This window comes from Paenibacillus tritici (assembly GCF_013204885.1).
In the GTDB taxonomy this organism is placed as follows: Bacteria; Bacillota; Bacilli; order Paenibacillales; family Paenibacillaceae; genus Paenibacillus_AQ; species Paenibacillus_AQ tritici.
The window spans coordinates 92,325-104,952 of record NZ_JABMKX010000010.1; the positions used below are offsets into that span (position 1 = coordinate 92,325).

Annotated in this window: 12 protein-coding genes and 1 other annotated feature; of the genes, 4 read left to right on the forward strand and 8 right to left on the reverse strand. The window is 55.9% G+C overall.

Annotation, left to right across the window (positions count from 1 at the left end; all coding sequences use genetic code 11):
- Positions 1-67: 67 nt before the first annotated feature.
- Positions 68-2,023 (forward strand): ABC-F family ATP-binding cassette domain-containing protein, encoded by a 1,956-nt coding sequence (locus HQN87_RS18760; protein ID WP_173136541.1) that lies wholly within the window; start codon positions 68-70, stop codon positions 2,021-2,023.
- Between the two features lie 667 nt (positions 2,024-2,690).
- On the opposite strand, the gene HQN87_RS18765 is transcribed toward HQN87_RS18760, so the two are convergent.
- The 7 genes from HQN87_RS18765 to HQN87_RS18795 form a co-directional block, all read right to left on the reverse strand.
- The gene (locus tag HQN87_RS18765) at positions 2,691-4,253 is read right to left on the reverse strand and encodes a 2-isopropylmalate synthase (RefSeq protein WP_173136543.1); all 1,563 of its coding nucleotides are present in this window, start codon (positions 4,251-4,253) and stop codon (positions 2,691-2,693) included.
- A gap of 75 nt (positions 4,254-4,328) precedes the next feature.
- Positions 4,329-4,617: a binding site (T-box leader), on the reverse strand.
- Between the two features lie 447 nt (positions 4,618-5,064).
- Positions 5,065-6,114 carry a tRNA (adenosine(37)-N6)-threonylcarbamoyltransferase complex transferase subunit TsaD gene (gene tsaD / locus HQN87_RS18770; RefSeq protein ID WP_173136545.1) on the reverse strand — a complete coding sequence of 350 codons (1,050 nt, stop codon included), beginning with the start codon at positions 6,112-6,114 and terminating at the stop codon, positions 5,065-5,067.
- Positions 6,111-6,635, reverse strand: a complete 525-nt coding sequence (rimI, locus tag HQN87_RS18775) for a ribosomal protein S18-alanine N-acetyltransferase (RefSeq protein WP_173136547.1) — start codon at positions 6,633-6,635, stop codon at positions 6,111-6,113. The genes tsaD and rimI overlap by 4 nt, the downstream gene beginning before the upstream one ends.
- On the reverse strand, positions 6,632-7,468 hold the full coding sequence (gene tsaB, locus HQN87_RS18780; protein WP_173136549.1) for a tRNA (adenosine(37)-N6)-threonylcarbamoyltransferase complex dimerization subunit type 1 TsaB: 837 nt from the start codon (positions 7,466-7,468) through the stop codon (positions 6,632-6,634). Before tsaB ends, rimI begins: the two co-directional genes overlap by 4 nt.
- A 2-nt stretch (positions 7,469-7,470) precedes the next feature.
- Complete coding sequence (gene tsaE / locus HQN87_RS18785) at positions 7,471-7,956, reverse strand: tRNA (adenosine(37)-N6)-threonylcarbamoyltransferase complex ATPase subunit type 1 TsaE (RefSeq protein WP_173136551.1); 486 nt, start codon at positions 7,954-7,956, stop codon at positions 7,471-7,473.
- A 175-nt stretch (positions 7,957-8,131) separates the two neighbouring features.
- Entirely contained in the window at positions 8,132-8,317 is a 186-nt protein-coding gene (locus HQN87_RS18790) for an H-type small acid-soluble spore protein (protein ID WP_173136553.1), read from the reverse strand.
- A 15-nt stretch (positions 8,318-8,332) separates the two neighbouring features.
- Positions 8,333-8,512, reverse strand: coding sequence for a hypothetical protein (locus HQN87_RS18795; RefSeq protein WP_173136555.1), 180 nt, complete (start codon positions 8,510-8,512; stop codon positions 8,333-8,335).
- 148 nt (positions 8,513-8,660) lie between these two features.
- On the opposite strand from HQN87_RS18795, the gene ku reads away from it, so the two are divergent.
- From ku to ligD, 3 genes are read left to right on the forward strand one after another with little or no spacing between them, the layout of a single operon-like run.
- Complete coding sequence (ku, locus tag HQN87_RS18800; protein ID WP_173136557.1) at positions 8,661-9,641, forward strand: non-homologous end joining protein Ku; 981 nt, start codon at positions 8,661-8,663, stop codon at positions 9,639-9,641.
- Complete coding sequence (locus HQN87_RS18805; protein ID WP_367272751.1) at positions 9,634-10,626, forward strand: ATP-dependent DNA ligase; 993 nt, start codon at positions 9,634-9,636, stop codon at positions 10,624-10,626. The genes ku and HQN87_RS18805 overlap by 8 nt, the downstream gene beginning before the upstream one ends.
- Before the next feature lie 29 nt (positions 10,627-10,655).
- The gene (gene ligD, locus HQN87_RS18810; protein ID WP_173136559.1) at positions 10,656-11,552 is read left to right on the forward strand and encodes a non-homologous end-joining DNA ligase; all 897 of its coding nucleotides are present in this window, start codon (positions 10,656-10,658) and stop codon (positions 11,550-11,552) included.
- A 166-nt stretch (positions 11,553-11,718) separates the two neighbouring features.
- Here ligD and HQN87_RS18815 read toward each other — a convergent pair whose 3' ends face one another.
- Entirely contained in the window at positions 11,719-12,627 is a 909-nt protein-coding gene (locus HQN87_RS18815; RefSeq protein WP_216857362.1) for a YitT family protein, read from the reverse strand.
- Position 12,628 lies beyond the last annotated feature (1 nt).

Sequence of the window (12,628 nt, forward strand, 5' to 3'; positions counted from 1 at the left end):
AAGATTATGATATAGCCGGGGCACAAGCTGCCAAGGCCAATTTGCAAGGGCGGAGGTTTCATACAGAATGCTTCTTCAAGCGACAGGAATTACGAAATCATACGGAATACAAAGTGTGCTGGACGGCATCAGCCTCATGGTGAATGAGAAGGAACGAGTCGGTCTCGTCGGCGTTAACGGAGCGGGCAAATCGACTTTTCTGCAGATTCTGGCCGGGGAAATGTCTTACGACAGCGGGCAAATTCATAAGTCCAAAGAGACTACGATTGGCTATCTGGCCCAGAACAGCGGCTTGCAGTCGGATAAAACCATACAGGAAGAGATGCTGGCCGTATTTGCGCCGCTGCTGGAGGCCGAGGCTGAGCTGCGGCAGCTGGAGACGGATATAGCCGATCCGGCACTCGCCGAAGATCCGAAGCGTTATGAGGATCTGCTGGAGCGCTACGCCAGACGTTCCGACTGGTTCAAGGATCATGGCGGCTACGAGATGAATACGCGTATCCGCAGCGTTCTTCATGGTATGGGCTTCGGGGAGTTCGCACCTGAAACTCCCATCTCGACCTTAAGCGGAGGCCAGAAGACGCGTCTGGCACTGGCCCGCATTTTGCTCCAGGCTCCTGACCTGCTCATGCTCGATGAGCCGACCAACCACCTGGACATCGAGACACTCACCTGGCTGGAGGATTATCTGCGCGGATACCCGGGAGGTATTCTGGTCGTATCCCATGACCGGTATTTCCTTGACCGTCTGGTGACGACCATCGTGGAGATTGAACGGCACCAGTCCCGCAGATACACGGGCAATTACAGCCGGTATATGGAGCTGAAGGCTGCGGAATATGAGATCCGCATGAAGCAATACGAGAAACAGCAGGATGAAATATCACGGATGGAGGATTTCGTGCAGCGCAACATTGTGCGGGCCTCCACCACCAAGCGGGCACAGAGCCGCCGCAAGGCACTCGACAAAATGGAACGCATCGACAGGCCGCTGGGCGACCTCAAGAAAGCCAGCTTCTCCTTCGAACCGGACTTCATGTCCGGCAAGGAAGTGCTGCAGGTCCGCAGCGTGGCTGTGGCTTTTAGTGAAGAAGCTGCCCCGCTGTTCCGCAATGCCTCCTTCGAGCTGCGGCGCGGCGAGACAGCGGCACTGATCGGGCCGAACGGAATCGGGAAGTCCACGCTGCTGCAGTGTATGACCGGCACCCGCGAGCCCTCCGCCGGAAGCGTGAACTGGGGAACCAAAGTGAAGATCGCTTACTACGACCAGGAGCAGACAAGGCTGAACCCGCGCAACACCGTGCTGGAAGAGCTGTGGAGTGAGTACCCGATGCTGGAGGAGGCCCGGATCCGCACGATTCTCGGCAACTTCCTGTTCAGCGGCGAAGATGTGCTGAAGAAGGTGGCTGCCCTGAGCGGCGGCGAGAAAGCACGGGTGGCCTTGTCCAAGCTGATGCTGCGGGGAGCCAACATGCTGATTTTGGATGAGCCGACCAACCATCTGGATCTCGTCAGCCGTGAAGTGCTGGAATCGGCCCTGATTGATTTCGAAGGCACACTGCTGTTCATTTCCCATGACCGTTATTTCCTGAATAAAATGGCTGAACGGGTTCTGGAGCTGCATCCGGACGGAATTGATCAGTATTTGGGTAATTATGACGACTATATTGAGAAAAAACGCGAGCTCGAAGCGATTGCCGAGGAGCAAGCCGAGCTGGCGGCCGCCAAGAGCTCGCGGAATGCCGATAATGAAGCCAGTTCAGCGGAGAAAGGCACCTCCCTCTCCTATGAAGCGGACAAGCAGGCCAAACGTGAGGAGCGTAACCGCCAGCGGCGTATCTCCGAATTAGAGGATCAGATCGCCAAGCTGGAGGAAGCCATCTCGGTAGTCGAGCATGAAATGACCAAACCTGAGGTCTATCAGGATTATCTGGCCCTTCAGGAGCATGAAAGTGATCTTAAAGACAAAAAACGGCAGCTGGGAGATTTATTTAGCGAATGGGAGAAACTGGCTGAAGAATAAGCTAAAGGAAGCTATAAATAAATTTTAACGGTTTCCAATTTGTTCAAATAAAGTTATCCACAGCGCCATCCACAGTTTTCGTGCATAACTATTGGTTAAAAATAGCCCTTCGGGGCTTTTTTCATGCGTAAAATCGCTATTCCGCTTGTCAAGGACTTTTTATCCACCGAATTATCCACATTATCCACAATTCCCACAAATATGTTTCATTGTATAACCTCCTGTTTATAGGGTTCAGAAAAAAGGCGTTATTGCTGATTTTACACGGTTTTTACACAATTCGTGCGGAATATGTGGATAACGTTGTCCACAGCTTGACAAAAGCCGCTGAGAGTAAAAATCATGTTAGTTTTTTGGAACAACAGCTGGATTTTCTACACTTGCTGAGGCACGAACGGGTTCTGCTGCAAGAGTAGTTGGATAAACATCACTTACTGGATCACAATTCAGGTCAAAGCGGCAAAATCAGCAGCATTAGATGCTGTTATTCCACTTGCTTACGGATAAACGTCAGAAATCGAGAAATTAAGCTACGTTTGTCCAACTAACTCTATAAAACGTTAAAGACGTAGTCACTGAGATCAGCAAAAAACATCTGCCATGTCAGCACTGACATGGGCAGATGCATTTAGAAACAGACAGCTCTGAAGCTGTGGGGAACTTCGCTCTAGCCGTTCACAGCCGCGTCTGGATACACGACCGCTGAATCCGACAGCAGCGCCGCATTGCAGGCCGCAATATAAGCAATCCCCGCAGCCATCACAATATCATGATGAATGGCTGTGCCGCGGAATTTGGCGTCCTTCCACTCCACCATTACAGCAGCCTCTGCCTGGGCATTCCCGCCGCTGCCCAGAGAATGCAGCTCCAGGCCGTCAAAGCGGATATCCTCAGCGATGCCTTGCCCGATGGCGGCAATGATCGCTTCCAGCGGACCGTCTCCGGTGCTGGTCTGCGTAGTCTCTGCGCCGCTCTGCAGATGACGCACCGTCACTGCGGCCACCCGGCGCGGCGCGCTGCCGGCCAGCACCTGCACTTCGCCCAGCTCATATACCTGGGCGAGCTGCCCGGTGGTGCTGCTGACCATCCGCAGCAGCTCATCATCGCTGACGGCCTTCTGGCGGTCAGCCGTCTCCTTGAAGGATTCGTACAACGCGTCGAGCTCCGCCGAATCCAGGGCAATTCCATACTTCGCGGCGCGGTCCTTCAGCGCATGTCTGCCGGAATGCTTGCCCAGGATAATCATGCTGCGCGGGATGCCCAGCCGTTCCGGGTCCATAATCTCGTAGGTGCTGCGGTCCTTAAGCAGGCCGTCCTGATGGATACCGGATTCATGCTGGAAGGCGTTGCGGCCGACAACCGGCTTGTTGTAGGCAATCGGGAAATGCATCGCTCCGCTGATCATACGCGAAGTGTCATACAGCTTGTCGAGTACAATTCCTGTCTCGGCGCCAATAGAATCGCCGCGCGTCTCCAGAGCCATAACCAGCTCCTCCAGCGCACAGTTGCCGGTACGTTCCCCCACTCCGTTCACCGTGACCTCAATCTGCGTTGCGCCGCCTTCAATCGCAGCCAGGCTGTTCGCCACGGCCAGACCCAGATCGTTATGACAATGGGCACTGTAGATGACTTTGTCGCCGCCTCTCGCCCCAAGCCGTACCCGCCGGAACATCTCGCCGTATTCCTGCGGCAGCGCATACCCTACGGTGTCGGGCAGATTGATAATCGACGCGCCCTCTTCAATCACGGCTTCGACCATCTCGATCAGATCGTCGATTCCGGTCCGCGCGGCATCCATGGCGGTGAATTCCACCACATCACAGAACTGGCGGGCGTAAGCCGTCATCTCACGCGCGGCAGCCACAACCTCAGGGCGGCTCATGCGCAGCTGATGGCGCAGATGAATGTCGGAGGAGGAGATGAACAGATGAATCCGCCGCCGCTCAGCATCGCGGGTGGCCCGGACAGCAGCATCAATATCCCCTTTGACCGCGCGGGCGAAGCCGCAGATCTCCAGGCCCTGGATTTTGCGGGAGATGGTCTCCACCGCTGCAAAGTCGCCCGGACTGGATACAGGGAATCCCGGTTCCAGCACATCTACTCCCAGCTCGGCAAGCTTCGCAGCCAGAATAATCTTCTGTTCGGGCGTAAGACTGGCCCCCGGAGCCTGTTCTCCATCACGCAGCGTGGTGTCAAAGATCTGAATTCGTTTCTTTACCGGAATAATCATCGTTAGTTCCTCCTCAAATTGGGTTGATCCTTCAAGGGTCACCATCTAAAAAAACACAAAGACCCGCCGTCTCGTATAAGAGACGGCGGGTCACCCCTCCGCGGTACCACTCTTGTTGACGCATAAGGCTCCTGCTTGCAAGCCCAAGCTGCGTCCAGCTCAGCATCATATCCCCCTGCTCCGTAACGCGAAGCCCGGGAGATATGAACCGTCCTGTAACGGGGACATCCGTAGCGGCGTACCTGGTGCTCTTTCCGCCGCTCCGCTTACGGGCGAGATTCGCCGGCCTCCGGTGTCTGCGTCGCACCTCCCCGCAGCTCTCTGTTCACCTTGGCCGTCTACTGCTCCCGATCATTGCGTGTCATTCTATGTGTGCCTGGATAAGCGCACAAAAAAGCCTGTCGTCTCATTCAAGAGACGACAGGCTGTTAACTGTCGCGGTACCACTCTTGTTGATATCCGGCTTCAGCCACTTGCTTCGGCTGTCCTGCGATACCCACTCCAAGTCCTGCAGGATTCTCCGGAAGTTCTCACTCCGTCATTCCCTGCTTGACCACCCTCTCACGGAGGTTAACCGTAACGGTGTACATAAGGCCACCGGATTAAGGATTACTCCGGTCAGTGCTCCTGTTACAACGAGCTGCCTGCTTCCACCGCTCCGCTCCCGGACGAGTTCAGGTCTCCTTCGACTGCGTCGCACCATACCGCAGCTCTCTTATCCCGGAGTTACCTTACTGCTTCCGATCATTGCGTTTGTTCAAATATAAGTTTCTTGAATTGAACTGATTATAACCGCCTGCTTCTCCCAAAGTCAATAGGCAGTTACCGACCACTTCTCCAGCGAGAAGCCGGGATCGGCGACCATATCCAGCGGAATCCCGCCTTCATGTCTCCATTTCACATAGGCCGCGGCACCGATCATCGCCGCATTATCCGTACAATAGACCGGCGGCGGGATGATTAGCTCGATGCCCTCTGCCCCGCAGCGCCGGATCAGGGCTTCACGCAGACCCCTATTCGCCGCTACGCCTCCACAGAGCAGCAGCTGCCCTGCGTTGTACTCGCGGACCGCACGGACTGCCTTCTCCACCAGCACCTCCACTACGGATTCCTGGAACCCGCGGGCGATTCCGGCCACATCCGGCGTAAGTCCCTTCATCTTGCTCTGATTCACCGCGTTCAGCACCGCAGACTTCAGGCCGCTGAAGCTGAAGTCATAGGAGCCCGGCTCCAGCCAGACACGCGGCAGTACAAAGGCCTCCTCCGCTTCATGGGCCAGCCTGTCCACATGCGGGCCTCCCGGGTAAGGAAAGCCGAGGGCACGCGCCACTTTGTCATAGGCTTCGCCCACCGCATCGTCGCGGGTGCGCCCGATGATCCGGAACTCGCCCTCCCGCTCCATATGGACCAGCTCCGTATGCCCGCCGGACACTACCAGTGTCATATTGGGATACTTCAATTCCCGGACCAGCCGGTTGGCATAGATATGGCCGGCAATATGATGGGTACCGATGAGCGGCTTGCCCCAGGCCAGCGCAAGGCTTTTGGCAGCCACTACCCCAACCAGCAGCGCCCCCACAAGTCCCGGACCCTGGGTTACCGCCACTGCCGTCAGCTCCTGCGGACGTATGCCAGCCGTGCTTAAGGCTTCTTCAATCACCAGCGTAATCACCTCGACATGCTTGCGGGAGGCCACTTCAGGCACTACCCCCCCGAATGCGCGGTGGGTCTCGATCTGGCTGGAGATGATATTGGACAACACCTCACAGCCGTCCTTCACGATCGCTACAGAGGTCTCGTCACAGCTCGTCTCAATGGCAAGAATTAATACAGGCTCAAGTAAGCCCGTGTCTGTCTTCATTTCAAGTCCACGCTTCCTTCCGTTACAGCTTGCTCCCCGTAGTCCGGCAGATCCGCCCACATGATGAGCGCATCCTCACGGTTGTCCGAATAATAACCCTTGCGGGTACCGGCCGGCCGGAAGCCTTTTTTGCGATATAAATTCTGGGCCACCTCGTTCGAGACCCGTACTTCAAGTGTGATCGACTGCATCCCGAGATAAGCTGCCGTTCTCATCAGCTCGTCCAGCAGCCGTTCTCCCCATTTGCGCCCCCGGTAAGCCTCCAGCAGAGCGATGTTGGTGACATGAGCCTCATCCACAATGGCCCACATTCCGGCATAGCCGATTAACCGCCCTTCCAGCTCCATCACCATATATTTGGCGAAATGATTATGGTTCAGCTCGTTGCGGAAGGCTTCCTCCGTCCAGGGCATGGTGAAGGCCTCCCGTTCAATCACAAGAATCTCAGGGATATCCTCAAGACGCATCAGCCGAAAAACAAGGTCAGCCCCCTGAGCCCTTACTGGTTCCGGTTCTATCATCGTGTGTTCAGGCTCCCTTCGCTGCTGCGGCGCAGATTGGCCTCCGCTTCCGACAGCTGCGTATAATTGGGAATCAGCGTGTGCAGATCTCCGCTCTCCGCGTAGATGCCCGCTTCGGCCAGGAAGCCGGTCCAGCGGCCTTCAAGCTCATACGGCAGGGTGCGGACATTGCCCGCTTCCATAAGCGGAGCCAGTGATTCCGCACTTCCGTGCAGCGCCGTCTCGCCTACGAACCACAGGCTGCCCGGCATTCTGCCTTCGCCTGCGGTTTCCGTAAGCCGCGTGGCCAGCTCCTGTACCCAGTCCGCCATCAGCCGGATGGCATCCGGCGCCAGCCGCCGGGGAGGCTTGTCCCCGTCTGCCGCGAATACAGCGGTGTAGACCTGTCCCCGCCGGGCGTCAATCAGCGGAATGATCCAGTCAGGTCCTGCTGCCGGGGGCACCGATGGCTGCTCCGTGTGCTGAGCTTCCTGCTGCAGCACAGAAGCTGCATGGTATCCGCCCCAGGCCAGCGCATGAAGGCTGGATACGCCGGTAACCGGGACGTTCCAGGCCCAGGCCAGCGTCTTCGCTGCGGTTACGGCGATCCGCGTTCCGGTGTAGGAGCCCGGGCCGATGCCGACCGAGATTCCGCCGATTCTATCTGCAGTAGTTGCTGAAGCCTGAAGCGCCTGTTCAATGATGGGCAGCAGATGGACAGAGTGGTTCCGCTCCCCGGAAGCATTAATCTCATGCAGCAGCTCCCCGCCTGCCGTCACTGCCACTCCCAGAACAGCCGTCGAGGTATCCAGCGCCAAAAACCGCTTGCGCGGCTCAATATTCGAGTTTGTCATATTTATTTACCCCACTTCTGGATCAGCGTCCGGCACACTTCGCCGTATGGCTCTCCGATTCCGGTCACCGTAATCTCCCGTTCGTCCGGGCCGGCTGTCTTCAGCTCTATATGGAGATGCCGCGGCGGCATCAGGTCTGCAATAATCCGGCTCCATTCCACCAGGCTCACACCCTGGCCGTAGAAATACTCTTCCAGTCCCAGCTCATCTGCTTCCTGCACCGAAATCCGGTAGACATCCATATGATACAGCGGCAGACGTCCTTCATACTCTTTGATAATTGTAAAAGTAGGGCTGTTCACAATACCCTCCACACCGAGATGGCGCGCATATCCTTGCGAGAACGCCGTTTTGCCCGCGCCCAAATCCCCGTCCAGGCCGATCACCATGCCCGCCGATGACGCATCAGCAATAGCGGCCGCCAGCGCCTCCGTATCCTGAAGGCCGAATGAACGGTACGTGAACACCGTTTCTGTATTATTGTCCAAGACTGCAACGACCACCTTAATTTAAATATCCCTTACCGGTTAACAATATATTTAATTATATCGGTATGATACTTGCACCGCAACAGGCCGCAGGCCGTCCTGGAGTGACCACACAACAAAAAAGCAGGGGTATTCCCGGAATAACGATCCCAGGAGGTTCCCCTGCTCTATTACCTTAATGTCCCTGCTCCTCCAGCCGGTCTACCCCGACAGTCTGTGTATTAGTCGGCCTGGAGCCTACCTGAACCGTAGCCATGCCGTTATCCGTATCCACATGCTCAATCCAGACCGGCTCTCCGTCAAGATGCACCGCGATCTTGTCTTTGGAGTCGTAAATATCCTTTGCCCGTGTTATATCCATTCTGCTCTTCCCTCCTTATTCATCCTCGTCCTCCGCCGGAAGTTCGCCTATCGTTGCTTCGGCATCCAGCAGCCCTGCAGCTTCATCCAGTCCGGCATCCTCCGGGTCCGAAATAATATTCTCCCACTGGACAGCCTCTGCCGGAATATCCTGCTCTGACAAGGCATCGCTCCAGTGATTCAGCTCTTTGTCCATGGCGCCTCCTTTAACAAGGGCAGACTCTGCCTCTTTCTAAGCGGAACCGCTTTATTTTTTCCCATACTTCTCAATTCATGCATCCGGCTAGAAACAGCCCTGACGCTCCATACTAAGCCATAACACACATCATCAGGAGGCGATTCTCATGCATACTGTTTGGAAAGGAGCCATCAGCTTCGGGCTTGTGCATGTACCGGTCAAAATGTTCTCCGCTACGGAGGACAAAGACATCTCGCTGCGTTATATCCACAAAGAATGCGGCAGCCCGCTGTCCTATGTACGCAAATGTCCTGTCTGTGACAAGGAAGTCACCTGGGAGGAGATCGGCAAGGGGTACGAATATGAGAAGGGGAAGTTCGTCCTGTTCGACAAGGAAGAGCTGGACCAGCTGAGCGAGGAGAGCAGCAAGAGCATCACGATTCTGGATTTCGTGGATTTGACGGAGATCGACCCGATTTATTTCCAGAAAACCTACTACCTCTCTCCAGATCAGGCTGGCGCCAACGCATACCGTCTGCTGATGGAGGCCATGCGCCAGACCGGAAAGATCGGCATCGCCAAAATCTCCATCCGCTCCAAAAGCAGTCTGGCCGCCATCCGCGTCCTGGCTGACTGCCTCGCGATTGAGACGATCTACTACCCGGACGAGGTCCGTCCGGTATCGCAGGTACCCGGCCTGCCTGAGCCGGGAACGGTCAACGACAAAGAGCTGGACATGGCCAAGCTGCTCATCTCCCAGCTGTCCCAGCCTTTTGAGCCGGCCAAATATACCGATGATTACCGCCAGCGGATGCTTGATCTGATTACGCACAAGATTGCCGGAGAAGAGTTCCATATTGCCCCGGCCCGCCAGGAGAACAATGTCATCGACCTGATGGCGGCCCTCCAGGCCAGTATCGAGGCCGTGCAGCATATCCCTTCCGATCCCGGCCCCTCCAAGGCAGGCAGCGGTGCGAAACCCCGGACAGCCGCCGGTGCGAAGAAGCGGGCAGCCAAGTCCAAAGACACCGGTACAGACGCCGGCGCCCCTGCTGCTCCGGTTGCAGATGATGCCACCGGACCTATTCCGGTGATCGCCCCGAAGCCGAAACGCCGGACGGCCAAGAGCAAGGGTACCGGTGCCTAGAAGCCGGACGCTCGGGGCGGCAGGCACCTACCCTTCGTTGAAGCTGCAGCCGCTCACTCCGTTTGAACCTGTGCTGGCATACGGGATTCCTTCCGGGAGCCAGTGGATCGCCCAGATCAAGTGGGACGGAGTACGGATGCTCGCCTATTATGACGGAACCAGCGCTGAGCTGATTAACCGGAGGGGCAACCGGCGCACCCTACAGTATCCCGAGCTCGCCAGGCCCGAGGCCTACTGCCGGGCCGGCTCTGTCATTCTGGATGGCGAGATTATAGCGCTAAGCGGCGGCAAGCCTTCCTTCCACGAGGTCATGCGGCGCGACAGCCTGAAGAATGAGGCCGCGATTGCGGTGGCAGTGCCCCGGGTTCCGGTGCTGTATATGGTGTTTGATATTCTGTACTGCAACGGCTCATGGCTGCTGGACGAGCCGCTGTCCCGGCGGCAGGAGCTGCTGAAGGAGCACCTGCTGCCCCATCCCCATGTGCAGCAGGTGCCGAGCTATCATGATCCTGCCCAGCTGTTCTCCGCAGCCCGTAAGGGCAGTCTGGAGGGAATTGTCTGCAAGGACCTGAACAGCACCTATGCCCCCGGCGGCAAAGACAAACGCTGGCAGAAGCTCAAAATTATCTCCGATGTCACCGCTGTCGCCGGGGGCGTCACCTTCCGCGACGGCCAGGTCAACGCGCTGCTCTTCGGACTGTATGATGATGCAGGCAAGCTGCATTATATCGGACATGCCGGGGCGGGCAGGATGACCGTCCAGGACTGGCGGACGCTGACGGCACAGATAGAGGGACTAATTACGGAGCGTATGCCTTTTGCAGAGCTTCCTGAGCGCAGCAAAGGTGCAGTCTGGATTAAGCCGGAGCTGGTGTTCAAGCTGCATTTCCTGGAGTGGAATCCCTCCGGCACCTTCCGCCAGCCAGTGATTCAAGCCCAGGTCGGGCTGCCGCCATTATCCTGCCGGATGGATCAGAAGAGTTAGTCATTAAGCTCAGAAGGAGGAACCGGGTTATGCCGCAGAAGGTTAGAGGCACCATTACCGCAGAGGGACATGAGATTACCATTACGAACCCGGATAAGCCGCTGTGGCCTGAACGCGGCATCACCAAGCAGATTTATCTGCAAAAGCTGGCCGCCCTCTCCCCCTATCTGCTGCGCTATTGCAAAGACAGGCTGCTGACGGTGATCCGTTATCCCCACGGTGTGCCGGGAATGTCCTTTTATCAGAAGAACGCCCCGGAGCCGCTACCGGAATACGTCCATACGGCTGTGCATGAGAATATTACCTACATTGTGCTGCAAGGGCTGCCGGAGCTGCTCTGGCTGGGCAATCTGGCCGCACTCGAATTTCATCCCTCGCTACATTACGCCGGCAGTACACTGCCCTGCGAATGGATGATTGATCTGGACCCTTCGCTTGAAGAGGAGCCGCGTATCATGGAGGCAGCCGCCCTTGTGGGGGAGGTGCTGAAGTCGCTTGGTCTGGAATCCGTTCCGAAGACCTCCGGAGCCACCGGAGTACAGATTATCGTTCCGGTGGAGCCGGGCGTAACCTTCGATGGCCTGCGCCGGATCGGGCATTTCGTAGGCCGTTATGTTACGGAGAAGCGGCCTGATCTCTTCACCCTGGAGCGCCTGAAGAAACACCGCGGGGACAAAATATACTTTGATTACCTGCAGCACTACGGCGGCAAAACACTTGCTGCACCTTATACTCCGCGTGCCAGGCCGCTTGCCACCGTCTCAACGCCCCTCCTGTGGGAGGAAGTGCAGCGGGACGTCAAGCCTACAGATTACCACTTGCTGAATATTGAGGACCGTCTGGCCCGGACAGGAGATCTGATCGCAGGGGTTCCTCCACAGCCAGTGGAAGCAATTATTGCCAAGCTGCCCCCAGGACAGCAATAAGCCCGCAATGCCTTATCAGGCTGCGGGCTTATCCTGGCGTCCAAATCTTGGACGGAAGGTATTCTATATGAGAATACGGCGCAGCATGTCAGAACCGCCGTATTGGTTAATCTGTCGTTCGTAAATATACCTTCCTTCGGAAGCGTTCCAGCTCGGGCTGACTACGCTAATGAATTGCTTTTTTCTTGAATCGGCCGCCCTTAACATCATGGATATTGCCGATTGCGATGAATGCTTCGGTATCCCAATCCTCCACAATAGACTTAAGCTTAGCTTCTTCCAACCGGGTAATGACTACAAAAATCACTTTCTTGTTATCGCCGGAGAATCCGCCTTCACCATCCAGATAGGTTACTCCGCGTCCCAGACGCTCCGTCAGGGCTTCGCCGATATCGCGGAACTTATCACTGATAATCCATACTGATTTCGACTGATCCAGACCTTCAAGTGTAATATCTATCAGTTTAAAAGCAATGTAATAAGCAATAAGTGAGAACATCGCATTGTTCCACCCGAACACAAAACCAGCGCCGGACAGAATAAACAGATTGAAGAACATGACGACTTCCCCTACAGAGAACGGAAGCCTCTTGGACACAAGAATGGCTACAATCTCCGTGCCGTCAAGCGATCCGCCATAACGGACAACGAGTCCAACCCCTACGCCGAGGATTACCCCTCCGAATACGGCTGCCAGCAGCGGCTCAACCGTAATAGGATGAACAGGATGGAGCAGCTGGGTTCCGATGGACATCACAATTACAGCGAATAGCGTAGATAAAGCAAATGTCTTACCGATCTGCTTATAACCGATAACCAGGAACGGCAGGTTAAGCAGGGTTAACAAAATACCAAGCGGTATATTAAAAATATGGGACAACATAATGGAAATACCGGTGATTCCGCCATCAATCAACTTATTGGGAACAAGAAAAATCTCAAGCGCAACAGACATCATAGCCGCTCCGATGATAATCATCACAATCCGCTGGGCCAGTCTTGCCGTCTTAAAAACTCCGGACTTCTGTGGCTTCTTCTGTTCTTCACTCGTAAAGATATGTTGGCTTACAGTCATA